This is a genomic window from Streptomyces sp. NPDC058864, from assembly GCF_042742985.1.
In the GTDB taxonomy this organism is placed as follows: Bacteria; Actinomycetota; Actinomycetes; order Streptomycetales; family Streptomycetaceae; genus Actinacidiphila.
In genome coordinates this window covers 2,015-25,973 of sequence record NZ_JBHYMQ010000059.1, presented here as the reverse complement: position 1 = coordinate 25,973, position 23,959 = coordinate 2,015, and the positions used below count along the sequence as shown (strand labels likewise).

The window sequence follows — 23,959 nt, the reverse complement described above, 5'->3', positions numbered from 1 at the left end:
TCCCCCTCGGCCGCTGGCTCGCCACGCAACGCACCCGCGCCGACGACTTGCCCGCCGACCGCACCGCAGTCCTGACCGCTCTCGACCCGTGGTGGAACCCGCCCTGGCCAATTACCTGGCAGCGCGTCTACCACGCCGCTCGCCGCCACGCACAAGCCGGTCACGCCGTGCATGACCTGCCCCGCGACCACGTCACCGACGACGGCCAGCACCTGGGGGAGTGGCTCCACACCCAGCGCACCCGCCTGGGCCGCCTTCAGCCTGATCAGCAGCGCCTGCTTGCGGATCTCGGAATGCGAACGCCCGCGCCACAGCCATTGGCCGCCGCACCCGCTCGGGAGCGAGCCTTTCAACGCGGGTTGGCTGCCGCCCGCGCGTTCCGCGCCAGAGAAGGTCACCTCGACGTACCGCAGCGCCATATCGAGGACGTGGAAGGCCAATCAGTTCGGCTCGGTCAGTGGCTTGCCAACATTCGGCGTCGCCGGGCTGGCTTGAGCCCGGAACGCCTTGCGGCCCTGGCGACTATCGGACTGTGACCTCCCCGGTCTCAGGAGGGGCGGCTGTCAACAACGCGGGGGCACCCGACAAAAAAATGTCTGGCGCGTGCCCCAGAAAATGGGGGTATCAGGCACCAGTGTGCACGTAGGCGACCCACAAGGATGGTGTGAAGCGGTTGCGGTCACGCAGGGTCCCAGGGCACGGCTACGCCGCACTCGCTTCGATCCGACACCACCCACTGTGTGAGTCCTCCTTTGAGGAGGACGTGGGGCATGGCACCGATATCGGTCGCTTGTCCCTGCGTGTCAGTCGCTTTACGCAGGATTCGCTTTGGCGCTGTAGTGGCAGACGATCAGCACATCTGTCAGCTGGTCCAATGACGCTGCCACGTCGCCGGCCGCCACGGTCAGCTTCCACTGGGCTTGTTCCGGCGTGGCTTTGACTGCAACTGGCGCGAGCACAGCGCTCTGATGCACCAGTGATGGCAGCGCAGACGCATCTTGGAGTTGTACGTCCTCCTCGGCTGGCTTGGGCGTACGTAGTCTCGGCAGTTTTGTCGGCGTCCCGCTGGCCGTTGGGACGCCGAAGACATCCAGCGCGCCGATCGAGAGTTCGCTGTTCCGGAAGAGGACCGAGAAGCGGTCGCGGGTGAGCGCGATGAGCTGCGTGTGGTCTCCGTTTGCGTCGGCGGTGGACTTCAGCCTGTGCCACTCGTTGGGGAATTCGTGCCGGAGGCTGAACATCCTGGAGAGCGGCAACCCTTGCTGGTCCTCTAGCAGCTTCTGCCACCGGTCCTTGGCTTTCTTACGCAGCTCGGCGCCGGCGTCGCAGGCGGTGTAGCGGATGTGCAGGACCGCGTTGGTGACTGCGTCGAGGTCGAACGGGTTGCAGTCGGGATCGAGGTCGAGCCGCCATCGGCTGGCTGCACCGGCGCCTTCGAAGGGCAGGTAGCGCTCGTCGCGGAAGTTGAGCTCGAACAGGCCGCTGTCGTTCTGGCCACTGCTAGTGGCGATCTGCTGGACGGCGGCGAAGTTGTCGACGAATCGGGGGTCGTCTTTCTCCAGGTCCCGCTCGTACTTGCCGTCGAGAAGCGTCGATTTGATCCGGGTCTCGTTGCTCAGCAGGGTGAGGGTGGCGTTGACAGAGGCGTAGGGTCCCACGACGGCAGGGATGGTGATGCTGACGGACTTGATGCGCCTCTGGTAGTGGCCGGGGTGGTCTAGGTCATAGAGGAACTCCGGGATGTCGATCTCGCAGCGGCCGGTTTCCTTGAGCTTGATCAGCGCCATAGGGGCGTTCTGCAGCAACGAGAAGTGCTTGGTCAGTTCCAAACAGCGGCTGTTGCGCTCAGCGTAGGCACGCTCGAGCTGGTGAAGTTGCAGTTGGAGTTCTTCCCCGGCGAGCAGTCCTTTTCGCAGGCTGTCCCAGGAGCCGAACGTGACGATGTCGGTGTCGGCGTCGGTGAGACCGTGCTCGAAGCGGTGGCAGCGCTGGGCCTGCATCGCCAGTTCGTAGGCGTGCTGGTAGGCCTGGAAGTACAGGGAGCTGAGGCGCCCCTGCATCCAGCCGTAGAGCTCGGTTTTGGTGTACTTGCCGGAATGGTAGGCCTCGATGAGTTCTGCCTGTTCGATCTGGACTTCAAGCTGTCTCCGCTCGAGCGTGGTGACCTCCTTCCTCATCATCGCAGTGGTGACCTGCTTGTCGATGGTCAGCAGTTCGAGGGCGGCGGAGTTGGCCCCGATGGCGTAGCTCTGCGCGAGGCGCCGGTAGTCCGCCATCCTCTTGGCGTCAGCGGCGTCGGACTGGGCCTCGGCACCGAGCCCTGCGAGGACCTGGGCAGCGGCAGTGAGGGCAGCACCAATGTGACTGCCCCCGCCGCCCAGGTCTGTCTCCACCTCCACGCCAGAACCAGCCGGCTCGGAGTGCACGTGTACGGAGGAGTTGGGGATGTAGTGGGAGAGGCCTGCCAGCACGTTCATTGCGGTGGCCTGCAACTGCCAGTCTCGCGCCAAATGTGAAAAAGAGCGCTCGTTGAGCTCCTCCTGGATGAGGTAGGTGCCGCCCGAGGTCTGCGGTTTCGGCGCGTACGAGGCCATCGGCACGTTCTCGCCTGGCTGTGGCGTCTTGCCGTCGGCACCCATGAGCCAGCGGTAGTAGCGCAGCCGCTCGGCTGGCACATCCCGGGAGACAGTCAGGGCCTGGATCTGGGCGTCGGCTTCCTCTTCTTGCTTCTTGCGCGAGTCCAGAGCGGCGCGGAGAAGGGCGGACTGCTGGGAGGCCTGGAGAGCGGCCAGTTCCTCACCGTCGCGCCGTTCCAGCGCGGAAAGCAGAGCGGAGCCCAGGCTGCGCAGATGGGCACAGGCGTCGTTGGCTCGGCGCAGCATCGTGTCGAACCGGTACGGCGGCAGCGGTGCGTGCAGATTGGCGAGCACACTGTCGGTGTCAATCCCCTGCGCGGCTGCCCGGACTAGTAGGGCAGGGTCGATGGGCTTCTCCCAGAGCGGGAGCTGCCGGACCACGCCGGAGATGTTCATACAGTTCCGGATCTTGAAGAGCCGGTCGGTGACGGTGTCCCAGTAGCCGAGCAGCTTCTCGTTGGGTGGCACGCAGAAGTAGAGTGTCCGGCTGATTCCGAGCAGCCCGGCCGAATCCGGCAGCGAGGTCAGGGTGGAACTGCTCAGGGCTGGGAAGGTGTTCTCGTACTCGGCCGCGACGTTACTGAGTGCGTCGACCTGGCTGCGCATCATGGCGAATGTCTGCGGGGCCGGCTCGCCAGAGGCGGGCAATGCCTGTGGGCGGGGACCCAGCATCTCGGCGAGGCGGACGTAGAGCTGCGCGGCATTGTTGATCGACTCCATGGTGTCGAGCCGGTACTGCTCGTCAGCGCATTCGAGGATCGTGTCCAGGCACTCCATCACCACGTACTTCTGGTAGGCGCTCAACCGCATCCGGGCCAGCAGGTGCGGCTGGAAGGGATGGTCGCCCCACTCGTCGATCTGACGCTTGAGATCGGGGTCGCCCGCGCTGAGTCGGTTCAGCCACTGGTTGACGGACTCCTTGGGCGTGGTCCGGAGTGGTTCTACCTTCCAGCAGTCGCCGTTGGGATCGGTGAAATCCCAGACGTATTGCCGCATCCAGCGGAGCGCTTCTTCGTAGCGCCGGTTCTGGCGCAGCCGGGTCTGGATCAGCATAGGGATGTGGAAGAAGACTTCCCAGTGGGCATTGGCGCAGGCGCTGGTTCGGTAGACACCGGGCTTGTCTGTTGCGCCGAAGTCCACCAGGTCGGTCGGGTAGGGCGTCTGGACGATCCGGCTGTTGGGTTGGTAACGCTCGGCGAAGGTTGGGCTTACCGCGAGTTGCTGGTTGGCGAGGGTCAGCATGCCGGGCACGCCGTATTGCTGGAGTCGTTTGAGGTAGGTGCATACAAACGGGTCATACAGGGGTTCCAAGGCGATGCTTGCCACCGGCTTGGGCAGGGAGAAGTCCGCGCCGATCCATTCGATTGCCGTCGTCGAGATCAGTGCATCCTTGACGGCTCCGCCGATCCCGCCTCCGACTACCGGTTCGTTGCTGAGGCCGCCCAGGAGGTAGGGAGAGGAGCGCAGGTCGGGGGTAATGCGTGCGGCACGCGCCAGTGCGGAGCTCGCCCCTGTCCAGGGATGTCCGGAGGCGTCCGCGGCTGTCTGGACTGCAGTCAGGTGAGCTGGGCTGAGTGCCTCTGCCAGTGGCATGTCGTAGTCCACGGCCAATGGGTTCGGGTAACTATGCTGCGGTTTGGCCAGGACTTCGGAGAGCGGCGAGCCTAGGAGCGTCAACTGTCCGAAGTAGGCCCGGCTGGTGTCGCTGACTACGAAGTAGTCACTGGGGCCGTGGATCCATTTCTCCATACCGAGCCGGACGTCGTTGATCGCGCCCAACACGGTGCTCGACGGGCTGAGCTTTTGCGAGACTGGTTTGATCTGCAGCTTTTTATCTGCTGCCCGTAGCACAGCTCCTCTGGGGGAGATTTCGTTTACTGGGGTCTCGGGGCGTAGCTCTCCGTGGCAGCCGTCCAGTACGAATGTGCACAGCGGGTACGTGTGGCCCATACCGTCGGGCGGTACGGGGTTCATGTGCTCGTCGAAGTATGGGCCGGTGTGGCTGGCCAGCTTTTCGTCGTCGACCATCCAGTTCATCGCCCGGTCGCCGATGCAGAGCACCCTCAACTGGTCTCCGCTTCCGCTGATCCGGGTTTCCAGCCGTTCGATGACGCCCTTGGGCCGGCGGGTGCCCTGGACGCTGGTGCCGCCGTCCTGTCCGAGGCCGACTTCGTAGTGGTCCAGCGGGATGTCGACGCTGTCCGTGACGTGCTTGGGCCCCCAGGCACCGTCGCGGTACTCCGACCAGCACAGCTTGACCTCTTGGTAGTGCTGGGGCGGCTGCGTTTTGTTGTCGCTGGTCGCCTGTCCCTTGGCCTTTGTGGCGGTCTGGGCCCAGAACAGGTACAGCCGCCGATTGAAGGTCACGGTAGTGACCAGCTCGCCTTGGACATCAACGGGTACCGGCTCCCAGGGGGTCCAACTCGTGGTGCCGTGCGAGCTGACGACGTAGCGGCGGTAGAAGTGGGCTTGCGGTGTGTTGGCGGTGCGGCCGACGATGTGGACGACGATTTGGAGCTTCTCCGCTGGTTCGAAGTCGCGTTGCACGTGCATGGCGGTGACGTCGAGCTTCGCCACCGTGTCCAGCTTGCCCAGGTAGGTGGCGACAGCGCGTTCGGCCGCTTCCTCGGTCAGGTCCCCGCTGAGTAGTTCGCTTTCCAGATCCCTGAAAAAGGGGGACTTGTCGTCTCGCAGTTCAGGCAGGATCCAGTTCTCCGGGTTGACCAGCACTTGGCGGTTAGCCATCCATAGTGGATGCCCCTGCATCCACTTCCACCGTTCCTGGTCGACGCGGTCCGGGGGCACCTGATGCTCCAGGTTGAGCAGGCAACGCTGGATAAAGAGTTGAACCGAGGAGATCGCCTGCTTGATCCGCGAGGTGACCATGCAGGAGCCCATCTCGACGTCGATGAGCAGTCGCTGATAGAGGCCGTTGGCGTCCCCAGTGCCTAGACGTGGCACCAGGTAGGCCACGAGCGCAGCCCGGCGGTGGTCGCGCTGTGCGTCACTGAGCGACTTCGACACCTCCAGCCAGGCGGTCTCGTCGTAGCGAGACTTCACCGCGCGCCTGATCTCGTCGGCGATGACCTGCCCGACAGGCTGGTGTGCCCAGCGGACGGCAATTGGTGTAGCGACACCGAGAGAGGAGAGCACGTCCGCGGCCGCGAGCAGCCGCTGGACGACCAAGGGGTCGCGTAGGTCGGCCGTGGTCAGGCCGAGGCCGCTTGGTGCCATAAGATCGGCGACCAACTCGGCAGGAACACCAGCCACTTCGGCCAGCACGGTTTGTGCCGCGCTGTCGTCAGGGACCTCCCACAACTCCGCCAGCCGCCCACCCTGCCCGGCCCGATTCCTGCTGTGGGCGTAGGCGGCGACCGCCCGGATTTCGGTGTAGCCGAGCAGGCGCATGGGATCGGAGCGCAGTTGGACAACGTGGGTCAGCAAGACCCGCAGATCGACCCCGTGCAGCCCGAAACCTTCAGCGAGCACCTGGACGCGCAGGAGAAAATCGTAGGCGCGTCGCGCCGGGTCGTTCACTCCGTCGCTGAGGGTCAGCAGGTCGACGATGATGGGCTGCTTCGGGGCGCTGGCGGGGAGTACCGGTTCGCCCGAAGGGCGCTTTCCTGTGAGCAGCAGTGCGACCGTCTGGGCGTCCGGGATGAGGGTGAGCATGGTCTGCTTGACCAGGGTGCGCTGCTCTCGATCGCGCAGCACCGGCAGCACCGTGTCCAGGACGATCGCCAGTCTGGCGGCCACGTCGGCCTCGCGCTGCACCGGTTCGGCGCTGAGCGGCGCTGCGAGCAGTGTGGCCGCGGCCGGTGCCGTCACCCCTTCCGGGCTGAGGACGGCGGCGAGCTTGGCCAAGGCGGTGCGAGGGGTGGTGTGCAAGGCATCCACGGCTGCTACCCACCCAGCGTCGGTCGAGAAGCCCTTCACTGTGTCGCGTTCGGCATCGGTGATGGCGCCGGTGACCGTGAGCGCTTTGTCGTGCGGTTGGTAGAGCAGCCGGTCGGCCCAGGACGACGGGATGACCGGGGCGGGGGTGGGCGGTGCGGGCAGGACGGCAGTGGCCGTGTCATTGCCGGTGAGGATCTGCATGGTGGCGTCGACCAGCGGTGCGGGCACCAGCAGCATGGTCAGCGCCCGGCGGGTCAGTGCCCCGCCGTGTTCGGTGGCCGGGTCGAGGTCGGCCTTGATAGCGCGCAGGCCGTCGCCCAGGTCTTTCAGCGACTTTTCTCGGGCCGGGTCGGCGGTGGGGGTGGTCAGGTCGGCGTGGAGGTCAGCGAGGTGGGCGGCGTTGAGGTTGCCGCGTTGGAGCCGTCGTACCTCGGTGACGAAGTCCCTGACCGCCCAGTGGCCCGGCCCCGGCGGGGTGGCGAGTGTAGAGCCGGTGAGGTCGATGAGGGCGATCAGGTCACGGACGTTGAGCCCGAGTGCCCGGGCCAGCGTCACGTGGCGGTACATCGCGCTGACCGCCGCGAGGTCCAGCGTCGCGGTATCCGAGGTGAGGCCTAGCCGGGCGCGGAGTGCGGCCAGGTCGGAGTCACTTGCGCGCATTGCGGCCTGGAGGGCGGGCAGGTGGTCGCCGATGTGAGCCCCGGCCAGCACAGTGCCCCGCCAGTCCGGGTCGAAGACGGGGTCGATCCGGTGCAGGGCCCGGTTGCGAAAGCGCTGGTGGTAGAGCGAGCCAGGCCGGGTCGGGTCCAGGTCGGCCCAGAGCGCGACCACCTGGGCTACGGCTAGGTCGAGCTGGCCGGCAAGCTCCGCGATTTGGGCAATGCTGGTGACCACCTCAGCGGTGAGCTCGGTTGCACCAAGCGCGTCCAGGGTCAGGTCCAGATCGTCAATGCCCCAGCCGGTGGCCCGCCACAGCCGGATCAGCCGGTCCAGCCGGAGCCATTCGGTTTCGGTGAGCCATCGGTCGTCGTCGGCCCAGTGACGGATCACCACCGCATCCAGCCCGCAGCCCCGCTCCTCGGGGCCGTCGGCGAGCACCGTTCGGCGGACCCGCTGCCACGCCTCGCCGGTCAGGTTGGTCTGCGCCCAGGAGGTGAAGTCCGCTTCGCCTACTCCGGCCTCGGACAGTGCGTCCAGCAGCGCGGCGCTCGGGGCGGCAAGACCGCCGGTGACGTACGCGAACAGATCGACTGCGGGCAGGCCGAGCTGGTGCACTGTGTCGAACACGTCCCGGGCCGGGTTCAGGAACCTGGTCTCCAGCAGTGCGATCAGTTCGTCGTAGCCGAGTCCGGCCCGGTCGAGCAGAGTCGGCAAGTGCGGCAGCAGCAGTCCGGCCAGTGCGGGGCCAGAACCGAGGAGGGCGTTCCAGGTGGCGGTGTCGACCTTTCCGGTCGACGGCAAGCCCTGGGCGGTCTGGAAGGTCGCGACCTGGCTCTCCAACGCTGCGTCGTACGCCTCCGCGGCCGGGTCAGGGCCGAGCAGCAGCGCGGCACCGGCGGCGTTGAGTTTCTGTTTAACGGCCCGCACCGGCCAGCCGGACATACTGACGGCCAGCGGGGCGGGTGGCAACACCGTCCAGCCGAACCGCTCGTCCAATGACACCGGGTCCGCCAGGTCTCCGGCCAGATCGACGCCGGTGATCAGCCCAAAGCCCGCCGGAGTCAGACCCAGGCGCTCGGCGGCGAGCGCGTGAACGGGCGCACCCGCGGCGAACGTCTCCAGCAGCGCGGCGCGTGGAACACCGAGATGCGCGAGGTAGTCGCGGGCGGCGCTGAGCGCAGCGTCGAAGGGGAGGCTGTGCGGGTAGGCGGCCCTGTCCGGACGCGGTCGGGCTGGCGCGGGTGGGGTGACGTAGGAGGACCAGTCGGTGTACTGCGGCACCGCCGCCAGCTCTGCCGCGGTGGCGTCGCCGACGTCGTAGGCAGGAATCTCTGTGGTGTCGAGGGTGCCGACCAGGCTCTCCAGCACCTCGGTGACCAGATCCACGTACGGGATCGCGGTGTTGGTGTTCTCGCAGGTGAGCGGAAGCTGCGCAAGGTCCGGCCGGCGGCTGAGCAGCACGTCGAGCGGGCGCTGACCGTCGCCGTTGGGCTTCGCACAGTCCAGGAAGTGGAGCAGGTCGACCAGGTAGGCGGCCGGGCTGTAGATCGAACGACAGTGGTTGCAGGCACACCAGTTGACGTCGCCGAAGAGGTCCGGCCAGGTGGGCAGGTATTTGGCCACCTCCTCGTCGATTTCGGCAGCCTCGACGATCCGGTCCTTCCCACCGTTCAAAGCGGGGATGCCAGCGCTGTAGCGCCCGTCGATCAAGTGGATGTAGGTGGCGAGCATCGAGTTCGCGGTGGCTTGGGCCCGGCTGTGGATCACCATCGCCTCGGCGTTGTCCAGCCCGGAGGCGCTCACGTCGAGGAAGGTCTGCCGGGGAAGTTGGGCAATGTCGAAGGCTGACCGGTACGGCTGGGCCAGCAACCATTCCATCGCAGCCGGGCCCGTGCTGACCCGGTAGAGCCGCTGGACGCGCTTGAGCTCGACCACGACCCGGTCCCTCAGCTCGTCGAACACCCCGTCGAGCAGTTCGTGCCCGTGCCCGGCGAGGAAGGAGTCCAGGTGGGTGACGCCGAGGTCGAAGCCGGTACGTTCCCGCAACTCGCCCCGGCCCACCCGGGTCAGTACGGTCGCCACCGCTACCCTGACCGGCTCGCCGCCGAACGATTCCACCGGTGCGGCCGCCACCGACCTTGCCACCGACGCGGTGGGGAACGCCTGATGCACCTGGCCAAGCAAACCGGCCGCATAGGCCTCGGCCCGCTGTCCGTCCTCACCCGGCACCCCGGGCGGTACGCCGACGCGAGCGACCAGCGCGGTCAGCTCCTCATGACTCAGCTCGAGCAGGTCCTCCGTCGCGGTGATCCCGTGCTCCGTCTGGAGCGCGGCCATCAGCGGCAGGTGCCGCCCGGTGAGCGCGTCGAGCTGGAGAGCCAGCTGCGCCCGCTCGATCGTGCCCGGCTCGGCGAAGGCCGGGTCGGCGCTGAGCGCGTCCCAGAACCCGGGCGGGTCGTCCTGCCGGCCCGCCGCGGCCCGCAAGAGCGCCCGCTGCGCGGCAGGGTCGGAAAGCGCGGTCTCCAGCACCGGCCTGTACGCGGGCCCGGCCGCCCCGGCCAGGACCAGCTCCGGACCGTCCGCCACAATGTGGTCGACCGCCGCCGTGATGTCCGCGTCACTGTACGGGCTGACGATTGCACGCTCGATCGCCTGGCGGATCCCTGCATCCAACTGTTCGGCACCGGCCAACGTCAGCCTCGGCAGATCGGCCAAGTGCTGGTCGCAACGGCCCAGCCCGTACAGCAGCTCGGCCGGAACCTGCCTACCGAAGCACTCCTCGGCTAGCCGGTGTGCCGAAACCAGCAGCGCGACCCGGCCGTTGTCGGCACCAACCTCCCGGGCGGCGAAAGTGACGTCCCGGTGTGCGGCCTCGTCCAGCGTGGCCGGGGAGCACTCGCCGAGCAGCGGACGCAGCGACTTCATCAGCCGCGCATACTCTGACCCCTCGGGCGCGGGGCGCTCGTCGAGGACGAAGAGGACCTCCTCCTTTGGCCCAGCCGGGATGCCGAGCAGCAGATCCTCGGCATCAAGCGGCAGCGCGGCCTGGACTCCGCCGAAGACGCGATAGACGGCCGCGGTGACCGGCTGACCGCCTGACGTCAGTTCGAAAACGAGGTCGGCACCGGCTCTCGGTCCTTCACCCGCCCGAAACGACGCCGCACGATAACCGACCCTGAACTCGCCGTCGCCACCGGTGACTGCCGAACCCAGTCGCTCGCGCTCGCTGCCCAAGTCCCGGTCGTAGGCGGTGACGAGGACGCCGAAGACCGGGCGGCCAGCCCGGTCACGGACCCTACCGTGCACCACGAAATCAATGGCTGATTCCGGCTCGTGCGGCTCACCGGGCCGCTGGGCAGCGCGTAGGTCGACCTCCTCAATGGGGCCTGGATCCTGCCGAGGCTCCGATCGTGCGATCTCCCAGCCGTCCGGTCCATACGCGCACACCACTAGTTCCAGCGGACCGTCTTTAGTCTGCTCGTGCCCCGGTCCGGGTTCGGCGTAGAAACGCGGGTCGTATGCGATCCGGTAGCCACCGTCATCATTCGTGATCGCCTCGCCGAGCTGCGCGCCGTTGACGAAGTCCACATCAAACGCGAAGAGTAGCCGTTCCGGTAGCGGGGAGTGGCCAGCGGCAGAGAGCCGGCCACGCACCACGCGCAGCACGCCGCGCCGGATCAGCTCCTCAGTGAAACGTTCCGCGCTGTCGCGGTCCAGGACACCTGGCTCGGCGCTAGGCCATCCGAACTCGCGCTGGAGCCTCGCGACCACGTCCCGTGTGCCGTCGCCGTAGCGGTGCCCGTCACGTTCGTCCCCAGGCACCCGCATGCCGAAGCCCACCTCGGCCAAAGCCTGGTGCAGGTCGGCAACCGCCTCCCCGGTGGCACCCGGTGATAGCGGGGTCAGTGCGCGCATGGTGATCCGTCCTCGATGTTCGACGTCTCCGGAAGATGGGTTTTCTTAATTCACTTTCGAAGGTTGGCCATGGGGCCGATTCGTCTGTCCTGCCACCACAGGTGTTTCCGTGTTGGGAAATGGTCGTCGAACCACGCCTTGGAACAGAGTTCGCAGGCGTTGCCAGGGGGTGCGACGACGCTGCCGCACGCTTCGTGCTTTCCTCCGACAACACACCGTGTCCCTCTTCACGCATCGGTGTCAGCCCCAGTCTTTCCAAGGGCTGACAGGACGTCCCGATGGACGAATCGGATTAGCTGGGCTCAAAATCAAGTGATAGGCGTAGTGAAGTCGGAGTATTAGGTTTGGGTGATACTCCCATTCGGGCCGCCCTTGGCTATCCAACCGCCCGGTAAACTCCCAGCCCACGTTGCGCTGCAGTTCGATTTGCTTCGCACTGGGCGTCCCTAGGTAATGGTCACGCAAGGCGGCTGCCTCATTGAAACGCTTCTGGTATTCGTAGCGTCCGAACTCTGTCGCCACCATCGGGACCACGGCCACCGCCACTCCCATGGGCCCGACACCGCCTCACCGGCCGGCTCTGAGCTTGTTGGCTTCGGGACGGTGGGTTCTGTGGGGACCGACCCTTCGGCTCCCGACAACAGTCGGCCGGAGGCCGTGCTAAGATCTCCCGGGCCTTCCTGGACTACGCCGCCCGTCACACCTTCGGGAGCCACCTCCCTGAACAGCTTCTGGAACTGCTCGGCCTCACTCGGCTTGGCGTTCTGAAGGGTATAAACCAGGCACTCGCGTATTGGCAGGTCGGGCTTAACACCTTGGGCCAGTGCCTGCTGGTGCTTGAGGACCTGAGCGGTGTGCTCCCGCACTGCGGCTCTCAGCTCGGCCTGATCCAGCGCCCCCATCTTGTCCCGATACGCGTTGAGGTCGAGGTGCTTGCTCTCGAGGGTCCTCGGGATCGTCTGCGGGGCCCCTGGATCGGGGCCAATGTCAACTCTAGAGCCACCTCTTCCGCCCTTGACTGTCACTTCGCGCCTTACGCCATGTCCCTTCGACGCGACCTGCGCCCGCAGCCCCTCGGCGGCCGCCTCCCCTTTCTCTCTATTGACGGTGATCTGGGGCTCCGGTGGCGGTGGCGGTGGCGTGGCGCCCGCGGCGGGGGCCGGGGTGCTGGTCACATCGAGGGCAGGCATGGGCTCCCTACTTCGGCGCGGGGTTGGACGGGACGACTCGGGGCAGTTCGTTCCGCCAGGTCGCCTGGCAACCTTGGCAGACGGGTGTGCCCGCTCCGACGCTGCCCTCGATCGTGGCGGGGTCGACCTTGAGGGCTTTGGCGTCGCTGAGGATCGCAGACTTGACGGCGTCCTCCGCGTGGGCGCTTCCGGCCGTGACGCCGGCGAGTTCCTCGCCTTCCTGGAGGAGGTTCTCCCTGGCCCACTCGGCGACCTCCTTCGTCGGGAAATAGGTGGAAGGGGCTTGGGTCACCGGATCGACGGCACCCATGCTCCCTTCGGGGACTTTGATGCCGACGTAGATGCGGGCTCGTCCGGCCATCGTCACCCGGGCCACAGCGACGTTGCCGGAGGTCTTGAAAGCGGTCTCGGCGGTTGCCGGGCCCTCGCCCCAGGCCAGTTTGATCGCGCTGTGGATCTGCTCGTAGATGGAGCGTGCGCGGGCTGCGGTGTTGAGCGCGGCGACCGCCGGTCCGGTAGGGGCGGGCCCGGTCTTCAGGCCGGCGACGAACACCAGCCACAGCTGGGAGGAGGCGCTCGGCGTGGCCTTGACGATGCCGTTGAGGATGGCCTTGTCTGGGCTGTTAGGCAGTGCCCCGAGTTTGGGATCCGTCGACCTGCGGTAGCCCTCTTCCGACTTGTCGTCCCAGACCGTGCGGATCATCGCGGCACGCAGCCGGATCAACGTGTCGCCGGCCGCCCGCATCAGGCTCCGGCCGGCCTCCAACTGCCTGGTCGCACCCTCTTCACTCGCATAAGCCTTGTCCAGCTGCTTGGTGTACATGGTGTCCTGACGGCCGTCCGGGTCCACGCGGTTCACGGGGTCGCACCCCATGCCCGCATATGGGCTGGGCCGGCCGCGAGACTCGGTCGGGCTGTGCGGACGCGGGCTCTGTTGCGGCGGCTGCTGGGGGGCGCCAGCGTCAACGGGACCTTCGCCGTAATTCTTTTCTTGAGTCCCTGAAGGATCGGCAGCCGTTACCGCATGGTCGTGAACATATGCATAAACGTTGCCGTCATCCGCGGCCCCAAGGGGATCAGTGCTTGTCCACCTCCCCAACCAGGGGGCATAGTAGCGTGCGCCGTGATAGTTGAAGCCGGTCTCGTCGTCGCATTCCTTGCTGGTGTATCGGTAGCGTTGCAGACCAACTTCGGCGGAGCTGCGCCCGGTCTGAAACGCCGTTGTACCATACGGGTGGTAGTCCTCGTATGCGATCAGGCCGCCGCCCTGATCGAGCTCGACGCAGGCTGAGCCGAGGTGGTTGCCGAGCTGGTAGCGGACACGTGGGGCGTCACCCGGAGTAGTAGCAGTCTCGATTGTTGCGATCCGCTGCTTGTCGTCCAGGACATGCAGGGTTTCGCGCTCCAGGGTGATATCGCTTCCGCTGTATGCCCGGTAGATCTCGAAGCTGCCCAGATACCGCCGCTCGCTCTTGCGCGTACCGTTCTGCGTTTCGGTCACCTTGCGTGCGCGCTGGCCGGCCGCGTCGTAGACGTAGTAGGTGGTTTCGGGCGTGCCGATGTTTACGACCTGCTGCGCGCTTGCGCTCATCTGGTCCCTGTAGTCCCAGTGCATTAGCGGCAAGTGCGGCATGCTCGCGATATTTCCGCGGGCGTCGTGGCCGTATTTCGCGGCATAGCCGCCCGTGGCTGCATAGTCAGGGAGGTTGCCGAGGTCGCCGGGCAGGCTGGTCGAGAGCAGGCGGTTGCTGTCGAGCGCGTACTGATGCTGGCGCTGCCACAGGGTTTGGCCGGGCTGGTCGACGTCGCTGCCGGCGTGGTGGGTGAGCTGCATGATGTTGCCGACTGCGTCGTACCGGTAGCGCTCGACGTAGTTGCGCAGTCCCTGCAGGTCGTTCGGGTGAATGCGTGCGCCGACGAAGGGGTAGTCGCGGCGATTGGTGTCGTTCGGACTGAGCGCGAGGTCCGTCTGGCCGCTGTGCTCGCGGCCGCTCGCGGCGATGAGCCGGTACAGGGCGTCGTAACTGTAGTCGCAGGCGGCGCCGGCCTGCACGGTGGTGCGGAGCGCGGCGTCCTCGATCCGTGTGATGTTTCCGACCGGGTCGTAGGTGTAATGCAGGTCCTGCACCACAGTCGCATTGCTGAACAGCATGGAGGCGGTGGTGTCGGCGCCGGCAGGGCGGGTGGTGCGCAGGTTGGTCAGCCGGAAGGTGAACGGGTCGTAGGCGTAGGCGGTGCTCGCGCCGTTGCCGTAGTCGATCTGTTCGCGCTGGCCCCTGGCGTTGTAGTCGATGTTCGTGACGAACGACGTGGTCGCATCCGCGCCGTGTAGGCGGACCTCGACGCGTTCCAGCAGGTTGGCGGGATTGAACGTCGCGTGGTGGATGCTGCCGTCGGGGGTCGTCACCGTCGCCGGGCGGTTGAGCGCGTCGTACTCCGTTCGCGTGGTCAGCGGTGGGGCGGTCTCGAGCAGTGGCTCGGCGGCGGCGGCGATCTGGCCCAGATTGGTCAAGCCGGCGAGCGGCGACCAGTTCGGCACGGCCTTGTAGTCGCGGGTGAAGCGGCGGTTGCCGACGACGAGGTTGCCCTTGAAGTCGTAGCTGGCGCTGGTCGCTACGCCCGCCCCGTCGTAGACCTGGTGGAGTCTGCCCCGCAGATTGGCGGTGCCGTCGAGGCACGTCTCCCCGTAGACTCTGCGCTCGACCAGCGCCTCTGGGTCGGGCGGGAGGGCCGGATCACGCGGAGCACCGGCCAGCGTTGTGTCGCCGCCCGCGGAGACGAACACGGCGACCGGGCGGTGCAGCACGTCGTAGGTCGTGCGCGAGCGGAATCCACGACTGTTCCAGGCAAAGCACGGTTTGTTTGCCGCATCGTGGAGCATCCAGCGCTCGCCGGCGTCCATGCTGTGCTGGAAGAGCGGGCTTCCGGCAATGTCGTAGCACGGTGCGAAGCCCTGGGGGAGGAGGTTGCGGACGTCGTCGAACGGGTGCGGGCCACCGGGCAGCGGCGGAGTGATGTACTGCATGACCCGGTTGCCGCGCGCGTCATGGATCCACAGCGGCTTGCCCTCGGCGTCCAGCCGCACAAAGGTGACGTGCTTGGCTTCCGCGCCGGCCATGCGGTTGTGGGCGACGGTCACCACGGACCGTCCGAGGCTATCGAGCAGCGTAAGCGCGGGCGTGTCGGCGTGTGTGGCAGCGAGCTGTGCTGCACGCCTTTCGGCGGCGCTCGCCGATGTGCTCATGCGGGTGTACCAGGTGTTTCCCGGTTCCAGCACGGTGTCGTTCGCGTCGTGACTGGTGGCGTGCCAGGGCGAGAAATCAGCCCTGCTGAACGCGCCGTCGGGCATCTCGCTGCGGACCTGCCGCCCGACCGCGTCGTAAAAGAAGATCGGCGTGACGCCGGCTTCCGGTGCCTCCTCGTAGCGGTGGCCGACGTCTGGCAGGCTGAAGTACGGCTCGTACTGTTTGACTGGCTTGCCCTTGTTATTAAGGACTGTCCGGCCGCGTCCGACCCAGCGCAGAGGGCCGCCGGGCAGGGCCGGTTCCGCCTGGACCTTCGTCACCAGGAGGTTCCCGGCGCCGTCGGAGTACTCGAATGCGGTCTGCACCGGGCTGTCGGCCTGCTCGGACGCGTGCCGCTCGCGGACGATCCCCGCGGCGCACGGTGGATGCTGCGCCCAGTTCACCGTGCCGTCGTCCGCGGTGGTCTCACCGAAGTAGTAGAGGTGCCGGGCGGTTGCTCCGCGGAGCAGGCCGACGGCTGGGGCAGGGTCGTAGTCGTCGGTGACGAAGAAGCCGGTCCGAGTAGTGAGATCCGGGTCGAGTACGGCGCCGTCAAACCCGGTGAGGTTGTCGCCCTCGCCGTTCTTGGCGCTCAGCGCCATGGCTGTTGGCATGCCCAACGTGTCGAAGCCTACTTCTGACAGGTTGCCGTTGATGTCACAGACCCGGCGCGGCGCCAGGACACGGAAGTCGAATGCGGCCACCTCGGTGCGGTTCCCCAGCGCGTCGGTGCTCGCAGACAGATAGAGGTCGTGCGGGTCGTGGTCGAGCAGCGTGACGTTCCCGAACGCGTCGGTATAGCGCTCGGGCAGGAAGAAGTGGAGCGGCGCGTCTGCCTGGTAGCCCGCGACTCCCGAGCAACGCCAGTACTGCCCCGCAGTGTCCGCGCCGAGCCGCTGGGCCAGGACCGGGCCGCTGAGGTAGCCGCCGGCCGTTTGCTGGCCCAGCAGGGCCTGGACGTCCGGCGTGAGCCGGTCACCCAGTACGGTCGTCAGCAGGGCATCGGTCAGGGCCAGCGTGTAGGTCTCATACGGCAGGGCCTGTGCGGTCAGGTCGCCGAGGGGCAGCGGGCCGGTTAGCTCCTCGTCGAAGAACAGCGAGCGGGTCTGCTCTACCAGCCGCTTCTGTGGCGTCGTCTGGTCAGGCAGTTCGTGGTACGCGATGAGACCGAGCGGAGTGCCTTTGGACTGGTAGCGATCGCTGAGTCTGAACGCGCGCAGCCTGTCGAGCGTGACGTAGCGCCCGTCACCGGCATCGGTGAGCCGGATACCGGTCAGCTCGTAGGCCTGGCTGTCGCATGGCAGGCGCAGCCGGTAGCAGTCCGGATCATCTGTTCGATCGCGGGTGAAGCGTCGCTCGGTGTAGGCGAGGTGGAGCTCGCCCTGCACGGCGGCGATTAGCGCACCTGCCCCGTTGGGCAACAGCGGATCATTCGGTGGGGCCGGCTGCCAGCGTGGGTATCCGACGGTCACCGCCTGAAGGACGTTGCCGTACTCGTCGGTCCGAAGATTCAGCGTGTGCGTGATCCGCGGGTCGGGTGTGAGCGGCTCGGCCAGCAGATCGAGCTCGTAGTGGAAGCTGATCTCCTCGCTGTCGGTGACGTGGAAGACCGCGTGACGGTTGCCCCCCTGGGGCTGCAGCAGCCGGACGTGGCAGGCGTGCGAAGCCGCCGTGAAGAGCCTGACCGGCATCTGCTTGCCTTCTGCCAAGGCGGAAACGTCAAGCTCGTAGACCTCCTCTCGTAGCAGCAGTCTCCGGCAGGCCCGCAGGGCTTCACGCTGTTCGTCCGCGGTCAGGTTCTGCCCGCCGAGGTCCGGTTCCGGTGGCGCGTTCTCCCGGAAGGTACCGGGGACTTTCCCGCCGGGTTGCTGCTGTTCGAGGCGGCTTGGGAAATACTCGTGGCGCAACTGGTGTAGGACGCGTTCCCCGTCGAGCCACGCCCCGGTGTGATACCAGGTGACCGTCTTGACCGGCGGCTGGTAGAGCCGGTGATCCGGGGTCACGTACGGGCTGCCCGCGTTCGCGCCGGCGAAGGTTCCGTAGTCCTCGACGTCCACCCGCTCGACGCGGCCGAACCCGCGGAACTCGCGCTCGACCCCGTCGAAGTATCCGTGGTGGTAGCTGTAGGTGCTGGAGAAGCTGGTGCCCCGCCACTTGTCGCGGACGGTCACCCGCTCGACGACGTGCACTGGAAACGGCAGCTTCGTCGCCCAGGGCGTGCCGGCCAGTCGGTCCTCCAGGTAGAACCTGGTCGAGGGCGCGTACTGGACCTCGGTCTCTGCACCGAGATTGTTCGTCGTCCTGACCAGCAGGTGCGGTTTCTGCCCGCCCATCAGATCGACGTAGCGCAGCGGGCGCTGCGCGTCGGCGGGCAGCGGCGACGACCACACCAGACACGCCGTGCCGTTGCCAAGCAGGTCAACCGCTACGACGCCGGACAGGGAGTCGACCGCAGGCAGCATCGCCAGTGTTACAGGCGGGCCCCAGCCGTTGCCGGACTGGTTGAAGTAGACGCGTACACCGTCGGTGTGCAGATAGATGATGTCGGTCGTACCTGACCCATCGATGTCCGCCAGCCGTACCCGACGTTGGTCGAACTGCTCAGGCCGGTCGAACGGCGCGTCGTCCATCGTCACCTTCGGCCCGAAGCGGCCGTAGCCTAGGTTGGGCCAGTAGCACACATCGCCGTTGCGGATGCGGACCAGATCGGCCAGCCCGTCGCCCGTCATGTCGGCGAGACGGATCGACTGCTCACCGTCGGCAAAGACCAGCGCCGGACCGCGCTCCTCGTCCCAGGCCTTGCTCACGCGCCGCGCCGGTCCGAAGCCCTCCTCGGCGAGGGACGGGTGCCAGACCAGCGCGTCATCCTCCGTGATCAGGACGTCCGCATGACCGTCGCCGTCTAGATCGACGAAACGCAGGTTCGGGTCACTCCAATCGCGGTTGGGCAGCATGCGGAACGCCGTAAACGGCTCCCAGCCCTCTACCTCGGCACGCCGGTAGAACCCGGAACCTGGCGCAGTGAACCGGACAACGTCCGGCCGCCCATCACCCGCCAGGTCGAGGAACTGCGCGCCATCAGCCAACGAAAGCGCCGGGACGGCTGTCACCACCTCAACCGCGCCGAACCGGGCTTCGAGACCGGCATTCTTCCCCGTTGGGCTGAGCGGGCTCAGGTTGCGCTTGTAGAGCCACGCCCCGCTTTGCTCGGTCAGGACCCCTGACAGCCCCTCGCCGTCGAGATCGACCCATTGATACCGGGTACCGTCGAGACCGATGGGCAGGTTCTCGGCACTGTCGAGGGGCAGCTCGCGCAGCGTGCCCTGGAGGACCGCCTCGGTGTAGCCGAACTCCACAGGCGGAAACGACCGGACGCGATAACCAGCGCCCTGGCGCTGGTAGCCGTGCTGCGTCACTGCCGCAAGCTTCGAGTAGATCGGGTTACGCGGGTCGGCCGGCGTCTCCTCGTGCGCGTACGTGAAGTCGGTCGAGCGGACGAGGCAGTCCGCACCGACCTCCGGTTCGTCGGGGAAGTGGTGGAACATCAACACACGTCGGCAGAGACGGTGGGTCCGCAATTCGAAGCCGGAGCGATAGGACGAGAAGGCGTCGGAACGGACCTGCCAGCCGGGCGAGTCCTGCGGCAGCGGAGTGGTGGCGTCGTGCTCGCCGTAGTCGAAGACGAGCTCGAAGTACCACTGGTCGTCGGCGGGCAGCACCGGCCAGCCGGCCACGGCGTCGAGTGTGGGCATGTACGGGGCATGATTGCCGTAGCGAATCCGCTTGAGATAGCGGTTGGCACGCCGCTCCCGGTTCTGCTCACAGGCCCTGCCGAGGTCTACGCGCTCGTCGTTCTCGCCCTTGTAGCCGTAGGCGATCACGTTGCCCTTGTCGTCATGACTCTCGCAGATCAGCCAGCTGAAAACGCACGACGTGTCGGCCGGATCGGTGACCCGGGACTCGGCCGTCCTGCCGTACCAGGTCGAGACGTTGTCGCGAGAAAACGAACGCCAGAACACATCGGCCGGATCGGCGGCGTTCGTCCAACGCTCGATCCGGGCGAAGAGGCCCTCGACACGAGGGCGGTATCGCTGGACGCGGTACTGGGCGCCGCCAACTGTGCGAAGTGGCAGCTGCTCGCGTACCCACTGACCGTTCTGCTCGACCAAGACCGGCGTCAGGTCCTCCGCGCCCGAAAGAATGAAGACATCGGATTCGGAGGCGTCGTCGTACTGCGGGAGACCCTTGTCTGTCTTACGGGTGATCCTGGGGAGCTCAAGGCTCCAACCCAGCCCGAACGGGCCGTTGCCCCCGCCAGAGTCATAGGTGAGCGACATCTGGGGGCCAAAGCCGCTACGGCCCGGGCTGGCGGCAATCGGCACCTTCATTGCCCCGGCACCGGTCACCGGGTCTGCGGCGAACTTCTCGCCGATCCCCCTGATCGCCCCGCCACCCTTCGGCAGGCTCACCGTCGGTAGCAGGAATCCGCCCCCAGCAGGACTACCCGGCTCGCCCCGACCGAGAACCTGCGCCGCATCCGACCCTGAAACCCCCGGAGCGTTCACCGTCACGCCGCTGCTCATCCGGTACGTACCTCGCATGCAAGCATCGAGCCTTGTTTCCGACAGGTCCACCAACCGCACGCCACGTAGCCGCATCGCCATATTCGTGGTGCCACAAATGATTACATGCAGTTACGGTGGAGGCGGGGAGGGCACGCGTATTGACCTGGCGGCTCTGCGGGTGATGATCGGCAGGTCGCAGTGCGCACGAGGAGCAGATTGGGCGATCAGCGGAGTGCAACCGAGTGACCGTCGTAATCACATGCTCCACACCGCCGCGGCCCTGCCCGAGAACATCGGCAGTCTCCTATTACATGCCCACACCCTGCACTGTACGCAGGGCATCACGATTGGCCTGGTGGCCGAGCCATGCGCGGAGCTCGTCCCAGGCATCGACACCGGCGTCTACCAGGAGGCCGGTGATACCACGGGCAGTAGTGACCCGCCGGGCGCTGTTGAAGTTCATGGCTGCGACGAGATCGTCAGTGGCCAGACGCGCCTGGAAGCCCCGGACCGTGGCAGCGTCAGGCCAGGCGGTCTGGAACGCGATCAGCCGCGGCCGGATCGTGGCGTACCTGCGACGCGCCTAGAAGCTGACGTTACAGATCACAATGCCCCATGTGCGTCCAGCCGCCCGGCGACAGGAACGGCCCGTCGCCGAGAACAGCCTGGACACGGGTAGTGAACAGCTGCACAGGGCTGAGCGCGGTCATGGGCTCATGGTGTCGCCCGGCCAGACCAGCGCGGACCGGATCCCCTGTCAGGCCCCAGCGGAGGCTCGCCCTTTTGGCGAGGTGCAACGTCGCCCTCCACCGTGGCTGCTGTGCCACAAGCGGTGGGCAGCAAACGTGTCAGCCTCGAGCACGTCGCGCAGGTCGTCGCGGGCCATCGGGCTGCCGGTAGGCCCGCCACGGCGCCAGGACCACCGGCGGCCGAAAGCGCGAACGCTGACGGCTGGCCTCGGTGACGCGGTCGACCAGGAGCACCAGAGCATCATCCCGACCGGGGGCGAGCCGGCACGAGGTGACGCTCCCCGACCGGGCAGCCCTCAGCAACGCCCCGCGCTCGACGCCCTGACACTCGCGACCGCCCGGGCCCGGTCCTGACAATGCGGGAAGCCGGCCCGCACATAGCGGTACCGGCTTCATGTCCGCAGGCCGTGCGCCAACACGGTGGTCTGCGTAAGTCGCGTGCCTCGTAGCGTGGTTGGAGCCAGCAGCAATCAGGGCAACGCTCTATGGAAGCAGTGAACTGCCTCCGCTCTTTCTTTCTCTCTTCGCCAATCATCAAGACACCACTCCGTCAATGGAGTTCGTGGCTTCGATTGACGCAGCCCATGATGCCTTCGTATGTCGTGTAAGAGCAACCTGAGCTGGGTCACACGTGGCGGAATCGGTCCCAGAGCGGTAGTGCACGGTCATTGGATGTCGCGATGTCCGACCTGATGACAGGGGATCCGTGGCTGTGAGCAGCACCGCGGTCACTGGCCGCCGAGCCCGCCCGGCCAATGGGTGAAACCTCGGGGGCCGGGATACCAGTGGCGGAATGAGCCGGAACGGGAGCCTGTGGATTCGGACTTGGCCCCCGCTGCTGGGACGATGGTCGGGTAGCGCCGGAACAACGCGGGTGACGCCAATAGCCCGCCGCGAGCCGGATCTGCGTTGGAGCCAGCACCCGGCCGGACACCCGGCCGGGCCATAGCAATAGGGAAACGAAGTTGAACCCATACAACGGCACACCGATGCCGCTTCCCCACCTCCCCGCGCCGCCGCAGTCCATGGCGCTGGAGACCCCGCCGCCCGCCCCCGTCGCCGCGCCGGCCGGACGGCTCAGCACCGCCGAGGCCATCCTCATCGCCTTCATCGTCGGCCTCATCTTCTCCGCAGCCGTGGTGCTGAAGCTGAACGGGATGCACCTCGGCGAGGAACTGGAACTGCTCTCCGCCACCGGGGCGATCGCCGCGTTCGTCGTGGCGGCCGCGACCGGCCGACTCTCCCCGCGCAACTGGATGAAGAGCCTCGGCAAGCTCGCCCAGGACGACTGACCATGGGGCGCCCCGAGAACCCGGTGATCCGTACCATCCCTGCCGTCGGCAAGCTGGCCGACTACCAGCGTGACTGCCGCACCCGCGCGGGCCTGACGTATGACCAACTCGCTGCCGTCACCGGCCTGACCCCAACCACGCTGCGCCGCGCCGCCTCCGGCGCCATCGTGCCCCCGCTGGACGTGGTGCTGCACGCGGTCACCGCGTGCGGCGGCACGACCCAGGAGGCCACCGAATTGTGGAAGGACGCCCGCTACGACCAGCGCCTGAAGGACAACCCCCGCCCGTCGGCCCCGGCCCTGCGCCTGGTGCGCAGCGAGGCCGACCTCTCCGCCGCACTGGTCGAGCTCTACGAGAAGGCCGGCGCCCCCTCGATGGCGCTGATGGAGCAGCGCGCCGGCGGCCACGGCAGGCTCGGGCACTCCACCGCCCACCGCATCGTCACGCGGCAGACCCTGCCCGCCAGCCGCGACCAGCTCGTGGCCTTCCTCGACGCGGTCGAGCTGAAGCGGCCCGCAGCCCGGCGCCGCTGGCTGCAGGCGTGGGACCGGGTGATGGGCCGCTCGGCCGGGTACCTGCCGGACACCATCCGCGGCCCGCGACCAGACCTCGTCACGACCCCGAGGGACTTGATCAATGAGCTCGACAAGCGCCGGATCACCCTTGGGCACAAAGCCCAGGACAATCCCCTCCAGCGCCAACGCCTCACGCACGCTCTCACGAGCCCCCCGAGCCTTGTGCCGAGTTCCGTGATGTTCGAGAAGTACCTCACCACGCTGGGCATCAACCATCCGGACGAGCGGCCGATGTGGATGGCGGCGTGGGACCGGGCCGTCGCCGGGCGCGGCGCACCGCCACGCGCTGCTTGATCAATCAACCGCTTTGCCGTCCCCGGGAACCGGAAACCGCCCGGGGGCGACAAGCTCACCCACCCCTGGCCCCGAGGTCGCCGCTGGCCTGTCACACGAAAGGGCCAGCCCAAAGCAACGAACAAGCTCTGCAGGGCGCGGCTCGTCGGGTAGGTGCGGGGAGATACCGACGCCGGGCTCGACCAGGCTGAGGTGTTCCAGACTCTGCCGGAAGACGGCGATTGCGGCGAACGGGTAGTTGGCGGTGAAGTACGCGGACGAGGCGAGCCGCCCGAGCCGGGCCGTATCCAGGCCGCGCCGTACCGGGAGATGTCCACGACCAGCACCACCGGGGCATCCAACGACTGGCCTTGCGTGGCCTTCGCCGAGCCGCGCCCAGCCTCGAAGACCGTGTACTCCGCCGCGGCCACCGCGGTGGTGAGCTCCCCGCCGGACACCTCCCACCCCGCCTGTCCGCTCCCGGGCACCAGCCGCACGTTCACGGTCAGCGGCCCGCCGTTCTTCACGTCCTCCACCGAGACCTCGACCGCCACCTCGACGGTCTCCACGGCCGAGACCGCCGAAGTCGTGGCCTCCGCCGCCAACGTGACGGCGGAGGCCACCTCGTTCACCACCGAAACCTGCAGACGGCTGGGATAGGAGCTGAAGACCACCACCGTGTCCATCCTGGGCCGCGAGGCCAGCACCTCCAGCCGCTCGCACAGCTCGGCAATGTTCTGCGGGGCTCACGCAGTGACCTCCACCCCACGCCCACCCCTGCCTCCGTCGAGCCGGTGGTACCAGATCCGGATTGGACACCGCGGTGTTCCCCAACCGGAAGCCCATCCGCTTCTTGCCCAGCTCGCCCTCCGCCGCCCCGGCGGCCTCCTCGAAGATGCCCAGCAACTCCTCCAGCGCGGTCC

Annotated in this window: 6 protein-coding genes; 4 read left to right on the top strand and 2 right to left on the bottom strand. The window is 67.2% G+C overall.

Translation table 11 applies throughout. The features are described from left to right. Positions 1 to 167: 167 nt before the first annotated feature. Positions 168 to 536, top strand: a complete 369-nt coding sequence (locus ACFW3D_RS32055; RefSeq protein ID WP_500510221.1) for a helicase associated domain-containing protein — start codon at positions 168 to 170, stop codon at positions 534 to 536. A 276-nt stretch (positions 537 to 812) separates the two neighbouring features. Here ACFW3D_RS32055 and ACFW3D_RS32050 read toward each other — a convergent pair whose 3' ends face one another. Together ACFW3D_RS32050 and ACFW3D_RS32045 are read right to left on the bottom strand one after the other, a co-directional pair. Further along, positions 813 to 11,108: a Tc toxin subunit A-related protein gene (locus ACFW3D_RS32050; RefSeq protein ID WP_500510169.1), complete on the bottom strand. Its 10,296-nt coding sequence runs from the start codon at positions 11,106 to 11,108 to the stop codon at positions 813 to 815. Positions 11,109 to 12,305: 1,197 nt separating this feature from the next. Next, positions 12,306 to 20,051: a SpvB/TcaC N-terminal domain-containing protein gene (locus ACFW3D_RS32045; RefSeq protein ID WP_500510166.1), complete on the bottom strand. Its 7,746-nt coding sequence runs from the start codon at positions 20,049 to 20,051 to the stop codon at positions 12,306 to 12,308. Positions 20,052 to 21,885: 1,834 nt separating this feature from the next. Here ACFW3D_RS32045 and ACFW3D_RS32040 point away from each other — a divergent pair. The 3 genes from ACFW3D_RS32040 to ACFW3D_RS32030 all read left to right on the top strand — a co-directional run bounded on the left by ACFW3D_RS32040 (position 21,886) and on the right by ACFW3D_RS32030 (position 23,696). Continuing rightward, positions 21,886 to 22,188 carry a hypothetical protein gene (locus ACFW3D_RS32040; protein ID WP_500510164.1) on the top strand — a complete coding sequence of 101 codons (303 nt, stop codon included), beginning with the start codon at positions 21,886 to 21,888 and terminating at the stop codon, positions 22,186 to 22,188. A 2-nt stretch (positions 22,189 to 22,190) separates the two neighbouring features. Then, complete coding sequence (locus ACFW3D_RS32035; RefSeq protein ID WP_500510162.1) at positions 22,191 to 23,057, top strand: helix-turn-helix domain-containing protein; 867 nt, start codon at positions 22,191 to 22,193, stop codon at positions 23,055 to 23,057. A gap of 309 nt (positions 23,058 to 23,366) precedes the next feature. Further along, a complete protein-coding gene (locus tag ACFW3D_RS32030; RefSeq protein ID WP_500510160.1) occupies positions 23,367 to 23,696 on the top strand; it encodes a hypothetical protein in 330 nt (109 codons plus the stop codon). Positions 23,697 to 23,959: the final 263 nt, after the last annotated feature.

What these genes read in the sequence shown, in the direction of transcription:
- ACFW3D_RS32050 (WP_500510169.1), bottom strand. Translation starts at nt 11,108, where the DNA reads ATGCGCGCACTGACCCCGCTATCACCGGGTGCCACCGGGGAGGCGGTT.
- ACFW3D_RS32030 (WP_500510160.1), top strand. Translation starts at nt 23,367, where the DNA reads ATGTCCACGACCAGCACCACCGGGGCATCCAACGACTGGCCTTGCGTG.
- ACFW3D_RS32040 (WP_500510164.1), top strand. Translation starts at nt 21,886, where the DNA reads ATGCCGCTTCCCCACCTCCCCGCGCCGCCGCAGTCCATGGCGCTGGAG.
- ACFW3D_RS32035 (WP_500510162.1), top strand. Translation starts at nt 22,191, where the DNA reads ATGGGGCGCCCCGAGAACCCGGTGATCCGTACCATCCCTGCCGTCGGC.